Here is a 16,520-nt window from a genome sequence, read left to right on the forward strand (position 1 = left end):
AAGGATCGCGTCCTCCAGCATCGACTGATAGAGGTCGAAGCCGACCTCGCGGAGATGGCCCGACTGCTCGTCGCCCAGCAGGTTGCCCGCACCACGAATGTCGAGATCGTGGCTGGCGAGCTGGAAGCCTGCGCCCAGCGAGTCGAGGTCGCTCAGCACCTTGAGGCGCTTTTCGGCCACTTCGCTCAGCGCAGTATCTTCAGGCGTCGTGAGGTAGGCATAGGCGCGCAGCTTGGCGCGGCCCACGCGCCCACGCAACTGGTAGAGCTGGGCAAGGCCGAAGCGGTCCGCGCGGTGGATGATGATCGTATTGGCACTGGAGATATCCAGCCCGCTCTCGACGATGGTGGTGGAAAGGAGCACGTCGTACTTCTTCTCGTAGAACGCACTCATCCGGTCCTCGACCTCGCTGGCGCTCATCTGGCCGTGTGCGGGCACGACCTTCACCTCGGGCACGTTCTCGCGCAGCCAGTCCAGCAGCGGGTCCATGTCGGCGATGCGCGGGCACACGATGAAGCTTTGCCCGCCGCGGTGGTGTTCACGCAGCAGGGCTTCGCGGATCACCATGTCGTCCCACTCCATCACATAGGTGCGCACGGCAAGGCGATCGACCGGCGGCGTCTGGATGGTGGAAAGTTCGCGCAGGCCTGTCATCGCCATCTGCAGCGTGCGCGGGATCGGCGTGGCGGTGAGCGTCAGCATGTGCACGTCGGCTCGCAGCTGCTTGAGCTTCTCCTTATGGGTCACGCCGAAGCGCTGTTCCTCATCAACGACGACAAGGCCGAGGTCCTTGAATTTCGTGGTTTTGCTCAGGATCGCGTGGGTGCCGACCACGATATCCATCGTGCCGTCGGCCAGCGCATCGCGCGTTTCGCTCATCTCCTTGGCGGGGACGAGGCGGCTGAGGCGCCCGATCTTGAGCGGGAAGCCCGCGAACCGCTCGGAGAAATTCTGGAAATGCTGGCGCGCAAGCAGGGTTGTCGGCGCGACCACCGCGACTTGCTGCCCGCCCATCGCCGCGACGAAGGCGGCGCGCAGTGCCACTTCGGTCTTGCCGAAGCCGACGTCGCCGCAGACAAGTCTGTCCATCGGCTTGCCGCTTTCCAGATCGCGCAACACATCGGCGATGGCGCGGTCCTGATCGTCGGTGTCCTCCCACGGAAAGCGGTCGACGAACTGGTTGAAGCTGGCCTCATCGGCCTCGAGCACGGGAGCCTTTTTCAGCGCACGCTGCGCGGCGGTGCGCATCAGTTCGTTGGCGATCTCGCGAATGCGCTCGCGCAGGGCTGCGCGCCGCTTCTGCCAAGCCTCGCCGCCGAGCCGGTCTAGCATGACCGCCTCTTCCGAAGACCCGTAACGCGAGAGAACTTCGAGGTTCTCGACCGGGATGTAGAGCTTATCGCCGCCCTTGTATTCCAGCATCACGCAATCGTGCTTGGACTTACCGACGGTGATCGGTTCGAGGCCGAGATACTTGCCGATGCCGTGTTCGGTGTGGACCACCAGGTCGCCGCGCGAGAGCGCTTGCAGCTCACTCAGGAAAGCGTCCGAATCCTTGCGCTTCTTGCGCCTGCGGACGAGCCTGTCGCCCAGCAGGTCCTGCTCGGTGACAAGTTCGATATCCTCGCTGGCAAAGCCGCTGTCGAGCGGCAGGATCATCGCGGCCGGCTTGGCTTTGGCCGATTTGCCAAGCGCGTCCTGCCAGCTGTCCGCAAGCGCGACATTGGTGCCCGCCTCGCCCAGGATCGAGGCGATGCGTTGGCGACTGCCCTTCGAATAGGCTGCGAGCAGCGGACGCTTGCCCGCCTTGCCGACTTTCTTGAAATATTCCGCCGCCGCTTCGTACACATTGTCGCCCCGCGCACGCTCGGGCGCGAAATCGCGGGCCGAGCGGAAGCCGAAGTCGATCACCGTCTCGCTCTCGGGCTCGTCGAAGCCGGTCGCGCGGTGGACCGGGCGTCCGGCCATCGCGCGGTCGACCTCGTCCTGCGTCAGATAGAGCGCATCAGGGTCTAGCGGGCGATAGCTACCCGCCTTCTGCCCTGCCGTTTCAGTGCGGGTGCGGCGGTACTCGGCAATGTCGGCCAGCCGCTCCTCAAAGGCACCCAGCGCACCGACATCGATCACGACCGGATCGTTTTCGCCCAGGTGATCGAACAAAGTCGCAAGCTTGTCCTCGAACAGGGGCAGCCAGTGCTCCATGCCCGCCTGTCGCCTACCTTCGCTCACCGCCTCGTAAAGCGGGTCCTGCGTCGCATTGGCGCCGAAACGCTCGCGATAGCCCGAACGGAAACGCTTGATCGTCGCGTCTTCCAGCAAGACTTCCGAAGCGGGCAGCAGGAGGAAGGAATCGAGCGTGCCGGTGGTGCGCTGCGTGCTGGGATCGAACAGGCGCAAGCTCTCCAGCTCGTCGCCGAAGAAATCGAGCCGCAGGCCCTGCTCCAGGCCCGAGGGGAAGATGTCGAAGATGGAGCCGCGCACTGCGAATTCGCCCGCGTCGATCACCGTGTCGGTACGGCTGTAACCCTGCTTCTGGAGCAGCTGCGTCAGGCTTTCGTGCCCGATCTGCACGCCCGGCTTCAACTCGCGCACCGCCTCGCGAATACGGAACGGCGTGAGCATGCGCTGGAGCACCGCGTTGGCGGTAGTCACCAGCAGTTGCGGCGTATCCTTTTCGGATTGAAGGCGGTGGAGAGCGGCAAGCCTCTGGGTGCTGATCGACAGCGCGGGGGATGCACGGTCGTAAGGCAGGCAATCCCACGCAGGCAGCTCGATCACGCTCAGCTCGGGCGCGAAATAGCGCGCGGCGTCGGCGACGGCACGCATGCCGGCATCTTCGGGGGCGATGAAGACGGCGCGCTTCTTTGCAGCGCGAGCGAGGTCGCTCATGACCAGCGGTTGCGCGCCCCGCGCAAGATTGGCGAAGGTGAGCGGCTGCTTGGCCGATAGAATGCGGGAAAGATCGGGCATTGGCTCTAAAGTCGCTCCGGCATGCGCCTGTTCCGCAATCGGCACGGCGCACACGAAAATTGCCCCCTGCCCGGAACGGGAAGGGGGGTGTTGGGGTCGGCACGCGCCCTAGCGCGGAATGGAAACGTAATCGAGCCTCTGCATCGCTTCGATATGGCGGCCCTGCATTTCAGGCGGAGTGGGCTGCGTCTTGAGCGCCCAGGCCATGATGTCGACATCGTCGAAATCGAGCAGCGCCTCGAACCACGCGAGGTCTGCTTCTTGCCACTCGCAATGATAGCGGTCGAAATAGCCGCCGATCATGTAATCCGCTTCGCGTGTGCCGCGATGCCATGCGCGGAATTTGGCGCGGGCGAGCCGGGATTCGAAAGTGGGGGAGGGCATGGGCGCGGGGTAACTATCCCGTCATGCCAGCGCAAGCTGGCATCTCTATCCACTGGCCAGACACGTCCACGACCGATCCCAGCTTCCGCTGGGATGACGAAGTTGGCTAAGGTCACCTGCAATGCGGCCCGAAATCCTCAACCCCCTCTTCGCAGAGGTCGACACGCTCGATGGTGTCGGCCCCAAACTGCGCAAGCCGCTGGAGAAGCTGCACTGCACGCGGGTTCGCGATCTTGCCTACCACTGGCCGGACCGCTTCGTGACGCGCCGCCCGGTCGAAACCCTCGACGAAGCGGGCGAGGGCGAACAGATCATCATTGCGCTGACGGTGACCGAGCATCGCGCCGGGGCTTCGCGCCGCGCGCCCTATCGCGTGCTGGCGACCGACAGTGCGGGTAACGTGCTGGCGCTGACGTTCTTCGGGCGGGCAAGCTATACCGCGAAGAAGCAGCTGCCCGTGGGTGAGAAGCGGCGCGTGGCGGGCAAGCTGGAGCGGTATGGCGACATGCTGCAGATGGTTCACCCCGACCATGTGCTGAAGATGGACGATGCAGGCCTCGGCCAGATGCGCGAGCCGATCTACCCGCTGGCAGAAGGGCTTACGCAGCCGCGCATGGCGAGCCTTGCGGCGCAGGCGCTGGAGAAGCTGCCCGACCTGCCCGAATGGATCGAGCCCGGCATGTTTGCGCGGGAGAAGTGGCCCGCGTGGGGCGAAGCGCTGCGCAGCGTGCATGCGCGCGACGACGAGAGTGCGAAAGACCGGCTGGCCTATGACGAGCTGCTGGCCAACGTACTCGCGCTGCAACTGGTGCGTGCGGATAACCGTCGCAAGCGTGGCAGGGCGCTTGCAGGCGACGGTTCGCTGCGCGGGAAGCTGCAACTGCCCTATTCGCTTACCGGCGCGCAGGAGCGGTCGATCCGCGAGATCGAGGGCGACCTGCAGCAGGATGCGCCGATGCTGCGGCTGCTGCAGGGCGATGTGGGCGCGGGCAAGACGGTGGTCGCCCTGCACGCCATGCTGGTCGCGGTGGAGGCTGGCGCGCAGGCGGCATTGCTTGCACCGACCGAAATCCTCGCCCGCCAGCATTTCGAGACTTTGCGGGAGATGGCGCGGCCGACGGGCGTCGAGGTCGCGCTCCTCACCGGGCGTGACAAGGGCAGGGCGCGCGAAAGCATCCTGATGGGGCTAATGGATGGAAGCATCCAGATTGTCGTCGGTACGCATGCGATTTTCCAGGAAGCGGTGCAGTATCGCGATCTCGGGCTGGTGGTGGTGGACGAGCAACATCGTTTCGGCGTCTCGCAGCGGTTGCAGATGGCGGCCAAGGGCAAGCGCCCGCCGCACACGCTTTCGATGACGGCAACGCCGATCCCTCGCACGCTGACGCTTGCGAACTACGGCGAGATGGAGGTCAGCAGGCTCGACGAACTGCCGCCGGGTCGGCAGGCGATCGATACGCGTGTAGTCGGGATGGACCGGTTGCCCGAAGTGGTCGAAGCGGTCGGGCGGCACCTCGCCAGCGGTCAGCAGGCATACTGGGTATGCCCGATGGTCCGCGATGAAGAAGGGCAGGAGAAAGCCGCGGCGGAGCAGCGCTACGCTGCCCTGAAGGCGCGCTTCGACGATGACGTTGTACTGGTGCATGGCCAGCTAGACCCGGAACTGAAGGATGCAGGCATGGCGCGCTTCGCCTCGGGCGCGGCAAAGCTGCTGGTGGCCACCACCGTGATCGAAGTGGGTGTGGACGTACCTGCCTCTACGCTGATCGTGATCGAGCAGGCCGAACAGTTCGGCCTTGCCCAACTCCACCAGCTACGCGGGCGTGTGGGCCGGGGCAGCGAAAAATCGGTCTGCCTGCTGCTGCGCGGCAACCAGCTGTCCGAAACGGGCCAGCGCCGTCTCGCCCTGATGCGCGAGACACAGGACGGTTTTCGCATTGCCGAGGAAGACCTGGAGCTACGGGGCGGGGGCGAACTGCTCGGAACGCGGCAGTCGGGCGATACGCCGTTCCGCATCGCCACGCTGGAACAGATGCAGCGCCTGCTCGACCCTGCGACCGCAGATGCGAAGCTGCTGATGGAGCGCGACGCGGGGCTTGAAGGCGAGCGCGGCGAGGCGGCGCGGATCCTCCTCTACTTGCACGAGCGCGATATGGGCGTGCGCACTTTGCGGGGCGGGTGACAGATACTCCCCTCCCTTGGGGGAGGGGTTGGGGGTGGGGGCTCTGCCAACTCTAAATGGGTACACCCCCACCCGACCTCCCCCTCAAGGGGGAGGAGATTTCGTCAGACGCTGAGCTTTGTAACCAGCGCCCTCGCTGCCGCCTCGACATCCTCCCACGTCGCCTCGAACTGCTCCTCGCCATCGTAGTAAGGATCGGCGATCGCGGCGCCTGCGCGGCCCGGCACCAGGTCCATCACCAGCGAGACATGCGCACGAGATCCGGCGGGTCGGACAGCCTCGATATTGGCGAGGTTCTGGTGATCCATCGCAAAGATATGCGTAAACCGTTCGAAGTCCGCTTCGGTGAGTTGCCGGCCATTATAGCCAGATATGTCGATGCCGTGCTTCGCCGCTTCCTCCACGCTGCGCGGATCGGGCGGGCTGCCGATGTGGTAGCCAGCGGTGCCCGCGCTGTCCGCTTCGACATCCAGCCCCGCCGTTTCGGCCGCGGCGCGAAACGCGGCTTCGGCGAGGGGCGAGCGGCAGATATTGCCGAGGCAGACGAACAGGATTGCCGGACGGCTCATGCGGATTTTCCTCCCGCTGTTTCGTCGAGCACTCTGCGTATGATCGCATGGACATTGACCACTGCGCCAATGCGGGCACCCAGCAGGGCCGTGCCGCTCACCTTGCGCTGGACGAACAGGGTTTCGGCGGGCGGGATATGCCAGGTGCCCTTGTCCTTTGCTATTTCCATCCCTTCATCCCGCAAGGTCGGCACGAAGCCGCGGTCTCCGAAATCGAACGGAGCATCCTTTGCCATTTCGGACAGGACAACCTCGATCATCCGGTCGATGGTATCGCCATGCGCGTCCACGACATGGCGGTTCATGAAATCTGCTTCGACCGCAGCCTGCTTCACCGCCTCGTGATCGCGCGCCAACCCCGCTTCGAGCAGGGTGCGATAGGACTGCGAAATCGCCGGCGTGACCTCTCGCGTTGCCCCGAAATCGAGCAGCACGATCTTCCTGTCCGCTTCGCGATAGCGATAATTCGCGAAATTCGGGTCGGTCTGCATCAACCGCCAGTCGAAGAGCTCGCGCGCGACCAGTTCGATCACCTCGGCGAATACCTTGTCGCGAACCTCTTGCGGCTGGTCGCCAAGCTGTTCGATCGGACGCCCTTCCTCGTAACTCATCGCCAGCACGCGGTCGCGGGTCAGGTCTTCGTCGAGCGTGGGGACCACGAAGGCATCGTGCCCTGCCAGCAGCGCAGCATAGCGCCGCATCATCTGCCCTTCGCGGCGGTAGTCGGCCTCTTCGTGCAATTGCTCTTTGGCCGCGACCAGCAAGGGCGCAAGATCGAGTTCTTTCGGCAGCAGGCCGGTAACGCGCAGCAGGGTTGCGACATTGTCGACATCGGAATCAATGCTCTGCTTCACACCGGGATATTGCACCTTGATCGCGAGCATGCGCCCGTCCCGGGTGACTGCGCGATGCACCTGGCCGATGCTGGCCGCGGCGATCGGGCGCGGCTCGAACCGGCGGAAATTTGTCCGCCAGTCGGCGCCCCACTCTTCGGCCAGCACCCTGTCGAGCTGGCGCGGCGGCATGAAATCGGCGCTCTCGCGCAGCTTGCCGAGGATTTGTGCAAGTTCCGGGGGCAGGGCATCGCCTGCATCCATCGACAGCATCTGCCCCATCTTCATCGCCGCGCCGCGAAGGTGCGACAGGCGCTCTGTCAGTCGACCGACATTTCCGGGAGTCAGGAGCAATTCGTCCATGCGCGGACGCTCGCCCGCCGCGACGCGCCGCGCGCCTTCGGCCAGCATGCCTCCCGCGACTCCTCCGGCGAGGCGGCCGAATCCGCCCAGTCGCCCCAGTCGCGATGCGGGGACGGCACGATGCCTGCCCTGGTCGTCCCCGTCCGACACGCGCCTAGCCGTAATTCACATAGAGCGAGTAGATCAGGCCGGGGAGGTAGAAGATCAGCGTCAGGATAAGGCTGATGAGGAATTGCTGGCCAAGCCCGTGCTTGAGCGCGACGCCCAGCGGCGGGATGATGATCGTGGCAATGAGGGTAATGATTGGCATGGGATACTCCTTTGCCCCATCAACCGTACCTGCGCCTGCCCGTTCCTCGCAAAACGTAGCAAGACTTAGGATGGAGCTGCCATACTTTCGGCGACTTCCAATCCGACGACGATGATTGTCCGTCCCCCGCCAAACTCCTCGCGCACCACGATGAGCCCCTGCCGTTCCATATGCTCGAGCAGGCGACGGATTCGGCTAGGGGAGGAGCTGCCATATACCCGGGCCAGTTCGTCCTCGTCGGGGGCGGGACTTCCCTTTGCGGCGGAGACTGCGAGTACGAGGTATGGTGCAAGCACATCTTCCGGCACTGCCTGCGCCAGCTCTTCGATTGATTTGCGTAAGGGCAGCTCCAATTGGTGCAAGCCCGCACTCGCAAAGGCGAACAGGCGGCGAAACTCCAGCATGTCGATATGCGCGCCGGGCACCCCCTGCTGGCGGCATCGGGTCGCGAAATTGCGGAACAGGGCGGCTGAGGACTGGAAGGTCGCGCCTTCCTCTGCCGCCAGTTCGGCAATGATCCGGGTCACGGCGTCGTCGCCATCCTGTGCCGCGTCTGTGCGGTCTTCGCGGACGCGGTCCTCGGTCGCATCTGACTTGTCGCTCGCGACAGGTCTGGAGTGTGCCGCGGCGCGTGCGGTGATCGCCTGCTCCAGGTCGGGTGCGGGCTTGGGAGGCGGGGGAGGGCGCACCGGCACGGCCACCTCCTCAGCCAGTTCGGCATGGAGCAGCGCCTCCAGTTCCTCGCTCTTGGCTTCTGGCAGTGGCATCAGCCCCTCGGCAGCGTTCTTCCCCCCGGTTTGCACCGCGCCGATATGCACTGCCACTGGGCGGCGGCTGATCGCGGGACCCAGACCCAGGAAATGGCCGCGCTGCAGATCGCGGATCCGCTCCGCCTGCCTGCGGTCCATCCCCAGCAGATCGGCAGCGCGCTGCATGTCGATATCGAGGAATGTCCGCCCCATCAGGAAGTTCGAAGCTTCGGCGGCGACATTCTTGGCGAGCTTGGCGAGCCTTTGCGTCGCAACGATCCCGGCGAGGCCGCGCTTGCGACCCCGGCACATCAAATTGGTCATCGCAGACAGGGTGAGACGACGCGTTTCCTCGGCAAGCTCCCCCGCGGCGGCAGGCGCAAACATCTGCGCCTCGTCCACGACGACCAGTGCGGGATACCAGTGTTCGCGCGGGGCATCGAACAGTGCGCCGAGGAATAGTGCAGCGCAGCGGATCTGCTGTTCCACCTCCAGCTCGTCGAGCGCCAGAACGACCGAAACACGATGCTGCCTCACCCGGCCAGCCAGCGCCTCAATCTCGCGCACCGAATGCGCGGCGCCATCGATCACGATGTGATCGAACGCATCTGCAAGGCTGGTGAAATCACCCTCCGGATCGATGACGACTTGCTGGACCAGTCCTGCCGTCTGTTCGAGCAGGCGACGCAGCAGGTGGGATTTCCCCGAGCCGGAGTTGCCCTGTACAAGCAGCCGGGTCGCGAGCAATTCCTCGATATCGACGCAAATGCGTTGCCCGGCCGAATCCGTGCCTATTTCGATTTGCGCTGTCATATGCCCGATGAATAGATGCGGACATCTGGCACGCAAAGGCGGAAGCGGCACTTATCCATTCCTTGCGAGACAGCCGACCCCGTCACTAGCCCGCCGTCTTGCTGTAATGCACAGCGAACATTCCCCTGATCCTGTCGACCAGCAGGATTGCTATCAGCGAGATGCCGAACAGCGGCAGAAGCAGCGCAAGGATGGCGATTGCAACGATGAATGCGCGAGGCATGCGTCCACCATGTGGGGGAGCTGCCAACCGGCCCGAAGGTCGGCGCTTCAGCCAAAGCACCACACCGAATACGGACAGCACCATCAGCGCCAGAGCGATCAGCAGACCCATGATCTGGTTGGCAAGGCCGAAAAGGGCCCCTTCGTGCCATGCGATGCCGATATTGATGGCCCGGTCGATCGGATGCTTGTCTGCAAAGCCGCTGCGCGTCAGTTCCTCTCCTGTTTTCGGGTCGTAGGTGACGCTGCGCATCAGCGGCCGGTTCTGCGCTTCCGACTTCACCGTCCAGACATCGCCGGTCGGTGGACCGAAACGCTGCGGCGCGTGGGGCGGCAGGACCAGAACCGGGTAGGCCATGCCCTCGCTTTCAGCCCGGTTCACGAACTCTGTAAGTGGCAGGGAGTGCGCGGCTTGCTCTGGCCGAGGCGCTGAAGACTGCCCCATCGCGCCATGGTCGTGAGCTACTGGCGCAGCCGTAGCGGCACGCTTTTCACCGCCGATGCTCCACTCTTGCACTCCTTGCACCAGGCCGAGCTCGCCGCGTGCCCAGGAGAACGCGCCGCCCCATGCCCCGGCCCATGGCAGGCCACTGGCGAGCATCGCGAGGACAAGCCCGGCAATCCAGAAGCCGGTGACCCGATGGAGGTCCTTCATCAGCGCGCGCCCCTTCAGAGAGAAACGCGGCCACAGCGTGCCGGCGGCGCGGAAGGGCCGTGGCCACCAGAGGTAAAGCCCGGTCAGGATCATCACGATCGTCCAACTTGCCGCCAGTTCGACCAGCCGATCACCCCAGTCGCCCATCAGAAGCGATCCGTGGAACCGCGACACTAAATTCGAAATGCGCTCCGCCGGGTCCAACGTGCCGAGAACCTCTCCTTGCGGAGAGACATAGACCTCGCTCAATGCACCATCGGGCAGCGCCAACTGCACCATCGCCGCATCTCCGGAGCGCTCCGGCAAGCGGTAATGGTTGAAGGAGCCCGCGGGAAACGCTGCCTTCGCCACCTCCAGCTGGCGATCGGCCGATACCGCGCCCTCCAACGAGAGGCCGCGAAAATCGCGTTCCTCCCACCGATCGATCTGCGGCTTGAACAGATAGATCGCACCACTGATCGACAGCAGCAGCACGAAGGGCAGCACAAACAGCCCTGCATAGAAATGCCAGCGCCAGATCGTGCGATAGGTTGCGGTATCGGCCATCCTCGTCCTCCCCTAGAACCGCGCGCGTACGCCGCCGAAGACGGCGCGACGCTCGACAGGATAGAAGATCGCCGAAGCCGGCGTTGCGGTGATCGCGGCACTGATGTCGCCGACCGCCTTCTCGTCGAAGAGATTGCGGGCGTCCACGAAGAGGTCGATGCCGTCGGTCAACCTTGCCCCGGCTGTAATCCCGACCAGCGCATAGCCATCGACCTGCAAGGTGTTGGTGTAGTCTGCGAAGGGGCCATCCGGCACCCATTCGACATTCGGCGCGATATGGATTGCATCAGTGCCGAGGCGCAGCTCGGCCCGATAAACGTGCTCGGGCACCACCGGCAGGCGGTTGTCGCCATATTGCGGATCATCCACGAACCGGAAATCGCTGTAGGTATAGATCTGTCGCAGGCGTGCCCAAGGCGTGAGATCGATCGAGAGTGCCGCTTCGATGCCCTGGTGGTAGGTATCGCCAGCATTGAAGGTCGAGGCAGGGATGTCGGGCCCGATAGTGAACTGTAGCAGCTCGCCTTCGATGTCGGCGCGATAGGCGGCGAGATCCCATTCCACAGCGCCTGCACGCCCGCGCGTCCCAATCTCGGCTGTCCATGCGCGCTGCGGTTCCAGATTCACGAAGCTGGCGACCTGCGCCACTTCGATGAAGCCGGGAAACTCGACCGACCGGCTGTAGTTGGCGAAGATTTGGATGTTGTCGTTCGCATCGAACAGCACCCCGAGCTTGGGTGAGAAACCGTCGAACTCTGCCCTGCCAATAATGTCGGTCACCCCGCCCATGAAGCTGTTGAACAGCTGGCGCTGCTCGCGGAAGCCATCGGCGTAAATCGCGCCCGCGATCAGTTGCAGCGGCTCGGTTGGACGGAAGCGAACTTCGCCATAGAGGTTGGAAGTCGCCGCGCGCTGGTCTGCATGGAAGGTCGGTGCGCCGCGCGCCCCGTTCAGGTTCACGAAGCGCTTGGACTTGGTGTCGCCGAAACGCGTTTCGCCGCCCAGGGTTACCTCGAACGGGCCGGCCGCATAGTCGAACCGGGCATAGGCGCCGCGATCGGTCGATTCCTGGTCCACCACCTGGAAGATCGGGTGGTAGAGCGACTTGGCATTTACGAAGCCGCCCACGTCGAGCTGGCCGCCCGCCAACGAGAACCGCGTGCGGTTCTGCAATCGGATGGAGTCGATGTCGCGCGCCTGATCGCCGGCGAAATTGCCCGTCTCGGGCGCAGTTAGTACCGTTGCGAGATTGAGCGCCCCCGGGATCTCCTGGTCGATCGAATTGAGGCTGGCATAGAAGCGGTTCTCGATTGTGTCAGTGATCTGCAAGCCGACATTGCCGTGGAAGCGCAGCGAATTGCGCTGCGCATGGTCGCGATCGCCCTTCGAGTTGTCGTAACTGATCGCGGCCCACGCGTCGCCGGGTCCGCTTTGCACGCCGAAGGAGGCGAGCCCGCGATAGGTCTCGAAGCTGCCCGCATCGCCACGCAGATACAGGCCCGGTGCCGTCTCGCCGGTCGGCGTCACGCCATTGATCGCACCTCCAAGAGTGCCCGAGCCGAAGCGCAGCGCGTTCGCGCCGCGATAGACTTCGAGATACTCGAAGAAGATCGGCTCCAGTTCCTGGAAGTCGCCGTTGTCGTCTGCGAGATTGATCGGCACTCCGTCCTGCAACAGCGTCAGCCCGCGCATGTGGAAACCGCGCGAAAGGCCGGAGCCACGGATGGAGATGCGCACCTCCTGCCCGTAGCGCGGCTGGAGGTATACGCCGGGCGAGAAGGCCAGCGCGTCGCGCAGCGAGACGAGCGACTTGTCGGCATACTCGTCGTAGCTGACGACATCGGTGCCCCCGGGGGTTTGCAATGCGCGTTGTTCGGCTTCGTTGGCAGCGCGCTCCCCAATGACGATGATCGTGCGTCCGGGGTTGTCTCCGTTCGCAGTATCGGATGCTTCGTCGGCTATGCTGGCTTCTGTGTAGGCATAGGCGGGCGAGGCGGCAGCCAGCATGGCTGCGCCCAGCGCAGAATAGGATATCTTCACGGTAATTCTCCGATGCGCGGCACGGCCGGGCATTCCAGCCCGGCCGCGGCGCGCGTGATCTGAATGGATTGTCGGTATCAGACCGCCGGAGGCGGACCGCGCAGTGGCGGGCGGAGATGCGGCGGCGCCCGAAGTGCCAGCGGACGAATCGCCTTGAGGCCGAGCAATACGGCGTAGGCCATCTCCGCTGCCAGCAACGATTCATCGATTGAGTGCAGTGCGAGCTTCGCGGCGCTCGCCAAGGCACAATGCCCATCGCTAGTAGAAAAAGCTCCAGTGCCTTCGTCGCCGGCATGACCCATCGCGGCATGGTCCAAGGCCGCGTGACCCATCGCAGCATGGTCCATCGCCATGCCGTCATGCGGCTCGTGCTGCTCCCCTGCAGACGCAACGGCGCGAGCCAGCGGATGCGTTTCCGGGCAGACCGAAATGGTCGGCAGGCCGCCATGCGTCGCCGAAATCATGTAACCGGCCGGGGCAAGCGCATTCAGGCCGAACGCCAGGAGCAGGATGGAAACCATCCTCCAAGGTGGCGATCGCCGAATCAGCTGTAGCACTGGCATCGGGTCGTTGCCCTAGTGTGGAACCTTGCGTGCGTCACCTATGGACGCGCATGCCCTCGTCACTAGTTCTACATCCCGGCCCTCTCGCAGTTGGGGCCTCCCTCCTCGCCGTCGAGCTGGCCGTTGGATGTCGCGCCCTCGGAGGGTCGGCATCATTCAGGCGAAGGCGGGCTCATTCGCCTAGGCGCTCCACTCTGCGATGGTCCGAAATATGCGGCATCCGTGTCTCGCCGATGCAGATGCAGAGCCGCAGTTTCGCGAAGACTTTTCGGGCGCGTACAAGCCGCCGGGCTTCGCAATCCATTTGAAAAGAAGCAAAAGCCGAATTGGTCGGGGAGAGAGGATTCGAACCTCCGGCCCCTGCCTCCCGAAGACAGTGCTCTACCAGGCTGAGCTACTCCCCGACCGTGTCGGCCCCGCGTTGGCAATGCCACGCGGGTCGAGGCAAGGCGGGCCCTATAGGTGTGGATCGATACACACGCAAGCGGACAATCGCGTACGAATTGCCCTAAGCCGGAATCGGCAGTCACAAGAGCAAGGCACCGTGTCCGAGTCGCACTACGAACAGCAATATCTGGACCTGATGGCGCGCATCTGGCGTGAAGGGGATGAGCGGGTCGACCGCACGGGGATCGGCACCCGGTCCGTCTTCGGCGCACAACTGCGATTCGATCTGGCGGATAATGTGATTCCCCTGCTCACCACCAAGCGGGTCTTCTGGAAAACCGCCGCGCGCGAGATGCTGTGGTTCCTCACGGGCGAGACCAATATACGCCCGCTGGTCTTGCAGGGTGTGAAGATCTGGAACGAGTGGCCGCACGCCCGATACGTCAGGGAAACGGGCGACGATTTGCCGCTCGACGATTTCGTAACGCGCATCGCAGACGACGAGGCATTCGCCGCGCGCTGGGGCGATCTGGGCCCGGTCTATGGCAAGCAGTGGGTCGACTGGCCAACCTACCGCTATCGCGCTGACGGGCTCTACGAAAAGGGCGAGGGGATCGACCAGGTTTCCCAGGTGATCGAGAGCCTGCGCAACAATCCCGGCAGCCGCCGCCACATTATCGAAGGCTGGAATGTCGCCGAAGTGGATAAGATGGCGCTGCCGCCGTGCCACAAGTCCTATCAGTTTCATGTGGGGCGGGGGGGCACCACGTTGAATTGCGCGCTCTACCAGCGCAGCTGCGATGTTGCGCTAGGCCTGCCGTTCAACCTTTTCGGAGCGGCGCTGCTGACCCGCATGATCGCGCAGCAGGCCGACCTGGAACCGGGCGAACTGGTGTGGATGGGCGGCGACACGCACCTCTACCTCAACCACGCGCACCTGATAGAACAACAGCTGGAACGGGAACCGCGCGGGCACCCAAGGCTTGAGATCACAGGGCGTCCGCCAAGCATCTTCGACTACACAATCGAGGATTTCGCGGTGAGCGACTACGACCCGCATCCGCCGATAAAGGCGCCTGTAGCGGTCTGAACGTGGCGTCGCTTGACCCGCAAGGGCGTGCGCAATAAACGGTCGCGGAAATGAAAGAATGCGTCTCTTGCTAACGGGGCGCCGGGAGAGTGATGCATGGCCAACGGGCCCCAGCGAACCGACAGGCGAGACGGCGATCGTGGCAACAAGCCACAATTATCGCTCCACGTGCCAGAGCCGCAATACCGTCCCGAGGCGGAGGATGTCGATTTCTCTGCCATCGAGGTGACGGAGGCAGGCGCCCAGCCGCGCCCCGACGAAGCGTGCGAGCCGCATGAGACGCATGCCCTGTGCACCGACCTGATCCGTGTGCTTGGCGAAGACAATCGGGCGCACGGGCCGTGGGACCCCAAGCTCGACCCCGACACCTTGCGCGAAATGCTGCATCACTTTTCGCTCGTGCGGGCCTTCGACGAACGGATGTTTCGCGGGCAGCGGCAGGGCAAGACCAGCTTTTACATGAAGTGCACCGGGGAAGAGGCGACCAGCATCGCCACCTCCATGGCGCTGCAGCCGGATGACATGATCTTCCCCAGCTATCGCCAGCAGGGGGCGCTGATCGCGCGCGGATACCCGCTGATTGAGATGATCAACCAGATCTATTCGAACAGCGGCGACAAGCTGAAGGGCCGCCAGCTGCCGATCATGTATTCGAGCCGCGAGCACAGCTTCTTTTCGATCTCCGGCAACCTCGCCACGCAGACCCCGCAGGCGGTGGGCTGGGCGATGGCGAGCGCGATCAAGAACGACAGCCGCATCGCCGCGACCTGGGTGGGCGAGGGCAGTACGGCGGAAGGCGACTTCCACGCCGCGTGCACTTTCGCCAGCGTGTACCAGGCACCGGTGATCCTCAACGTCATCAACAACCAGTGGGCGATTTCCAGCTTCTCGGGCTTTGCCGGCGGCGAGCAGGCGACATTTGCCAGCCGCGCCATCGGCTACGGCCTCGCCGGGCTGCGCGTCGACGGGAACGACCCGCTGGCGTGCTACGCGGCGGAGAAATGGGCGGCGGACCGCGCACGGACCAATTCGGGCCCGACGCTGATCGAGTTCTTCACCTACCGTGCGGAAGGCCACTCCACCTCGGACGACCCCTCCGGCTATCGCAGCGCACAAGAGCGCGATGCCTGGCCGCTCGGCGATCCCGTGATGCGCCTCAAGAACCACCTCATCGAACTGGGAGAGTGGGACGAGGACCGTCAGGCCGAGATGGACCTGAAGGCTGCCGAAAAGGTCAAGGCGGACACCAAGGCTGCCGAAAAGAACGGCATCCTGGGCCATGGCATGCACCAGCCGTTCCATACGATGTTCGAAGACGTGTTCGAGGAAGAGCCCTGGCACCTCAAGGAACAGAATGCGCAATCGCAGGCCGAGCGCGACAAGAAATATCCGGACGGGGTGCCGCACTGATGAGCGAGACGGAAACCAAGCCGAAGCCGAAGCAGGGGCGCGACGCCACTGGCGATGATCGTCGGCTCAACATGATCGAAGCGATCAACGATGCGCTCGACGTGGCGATGGGTCGCGACGAGAACGTGGTCGTGTTCGGGGAGGACGCAGGCTATTTCGGCGGGGTGTTCCGCTGCACAGCCGGCCTGCAGGAAAAATACGGCAAGACCCGTGCGTTCGACACGCCGATCTCCGAATGCGGGATCATCGCGGCGGCGATCGGCATGGGGGCCTATGGTCTTCGTCCGGTTCCCGAGATCCAGTTCGCCGATTACATCTATCCTGGATACGACCAGATCATCAGCGAAGCGGCGCGCCTGCGCTATCGCAGCGCCGGCGAATATTCGGTGCCGATGACGGTGAGCTCGCCCTTCGGAGGCGGCATCTTCGGTGGA

12 protein-coding genes, 1 tRNA gene and 1 pseudogene are annotated in these 16,520 nt (G+C 64.2%); 4 read left to right on the forward strand and 10 right to left on the reverse strand.

The window, feature by feature from the left end; genetic code table 11:
• Both mfd and ACEQXE_RS10640 read right to left on the reverse strand, forming a co-directional pair.
• Positions 1-2,970: transcription-repair coupling factor (gene mfd / locus ACEQXE_RS10635; protein WP_370179181.1), on the reverse strand; the 2,970-nt coding region annotated here is incomplete at its 3' end.
• A gap of 108 nt (positions 2,971-3,078) precedes the next feature.
• Positions 3,079-3,354 carry a succinate dehydrogenase assembly factor 2 gene (locus tag ACEQXE_RS10640; RefSeq protein WP_370179182.1) on the reverse strand — a complete coding sequence of 92 codons (276 nt, stop codon included), beginning with the start codon at positions 3,352-3,354 and terminating at the stop codon, positions 3,079-3,081.
• Between the two features lie 121 nt (positions 3,355-3,475).
• On the opposite strand from ACEQXE_RS10640, the gene recG reads away from it, so the two are divergent.
• On the forward strand, positions 3,476-5,536 hold the full coding sequence (gene recG, locus ACEQXE_RS10645; protein WP_370179184.1) for an ATP-dependent DNA helicase RecG: 2,061 nt from the start codon (positions 3,476-3,478) through the stop codon (positions 5,534-5,536).
• A gap of 104 nt (positions 5,537-5,640) precedes the next feature.
• On the opposite strand, the gene ACEQXE_RS10650 is transcribed toward recG, so the two are convergent.
• From ACEQXE_RS10650 to ACEQXE_RS10685, 8 genes are all read right to left on the reverse strand, one after another.
• The gene (locus ACEQXE_RS10650) at positions 5,641-6,105 is read right to left on the reverse strand and encodes a low molecular weight protein-tyrosine-phosphatase (RefSeq protein ID WP_370179186.1); all 465 of its coding nucleotides are present in this window, start codon (positions 6,103-6,105) and stop codon (positions 5,641-5,643) included.
• Positions 6,102-7,349 (reverse strand): ABC1 kinase family protein, encoded by a 1,248-nt coding sequence (locus tag ACEQXE_RS10655; RefSeq protein WP_370179188.1) that lies wholly within the window; start codon positions 7,347-7,349, stop codon positions 6,102-6,104. Before ACEQXE_RS10655 ends, ACEQXE_RS10650 begins: the two co-directional genes overlap by 4 nt.
• Before the next feature lie 106 nt (positions 7,350-7,455).
• On the reverse strand, positions 7,456-7,611 hold the full coding sequence (locus ACEQXE_RS10660; RefSeq protein ID WP_370179190.1) for a YqaE/Pmp3 family membrane protein: 156 nt from the start codon (positions 7,609-7,611) through the stop codon (positions 7,456-7,458).
• A gap of 65 nt (positions 7,612-7,676) precedes the next feature.
• On the reverse strand, positions 7,677-9,173 hold the full coding sequence (locus tag ACEQXE_RS10665; RefSeq protein ID WP_370179192.1) for a helicase HerA domain-containing protein: 1,497 nt from the start codon (positions 9,171-9,173) through the stop codon (positions 7,677-7,679).
• A gap of 85 nt (positions 9,174-9,258) precedes the next feature.
• On the reverse strand, positions 9,259-10,596 hold the full coding sequence (locus ACEQXE_RS10670; protein ID WP_370179194.1) for a PepSY-associated TM helix domain-containing protein: 1,338 nt from the start codon (positions 10,594-10,596) through the stop codon (positions 9,259-9,261).
• A 12-nt stretch (positions 10,597-10,608) separates the two neighbouring features.
• On the reverse strand, positions 10,609-12,603 hold the full coding sequence (locus ACEQXE_RS10675; RefSeq protein WP_370179201.1) for a TonB-dependent receptor family protein: 1,995 nt from the start codon (positions 12,601-12,603) through the stop codon (positions 10,609-10,611).
• A 110-nt stretch (positions 12,604-12,713) separates the two neighbouring features.
• Positions 12,714-13,157, reverse strand: coding sequence for a hypothetical protein (locus ACEQXE_RS10680; protein WP_370179196.1), 444 nt, complete (start codon positions 13,155-13,157; stop codon positions 12,714-12,716).
• A gap of 369 nt (positions 13,158-13,526) precedes the next feature.
• Positions 13,527-13,603 (reverse strand) — tRNA-Pro (locus ACEQXE_RS10685).
• 140 nt (positions 13,604-13,743) lie between these two features.
• Between ACEQXE_RS10685 and thyA the strand changes: the two genes are divergently transcribed.
• The 3 genes and pseudogenes from thyA to ACEQXE_RS10700 form a co-directional block, all read left to right on the forward strand.
• Positions 13,744-14,676, forward strand: a complete 933-nt coding sequence (gene thyA / locus ACEQXE_RS10690; RefSeq protein ID WP_370179198.1) for a thymidylate synthase — start codon at positions 13,744-13,746, stop codon at positions 14,674-14,676.
• A gap of 96 nt (positions 14,677-14,772) precedes the next feature.
• Positions 14,773-16,086, forward strand: coding sequence for a thiamine pyrophosphate-dependent enzyme (locus tag ACEQXE_RS10695; RefSeq protein WP_370179200.1), 1,314 nt, complete (start codon positions 14,773-14,775; stop codon positions 16,084-16,086).
• Positions 16,086-16,520 (forward strand): annotated as a pseudogene (locus ACEQXE_RS10700) (alpha-ketoacid dehydrogenase subunit beta); the annotation flags it as partial. The gene ACEQXE_RS10695 and the pseudogene ACEQXE_RS10700, both read left to right, overlap by 1 nt.

Source organism: Alteriqipengyuania sp., assembly GCF_964222115.1.
Lineage (GTDB): Bacteria > Pseudomonadota > Alphaproteobacteria > Sphingomonadales > Sphingomonadaceae > Alteriqipengyuania.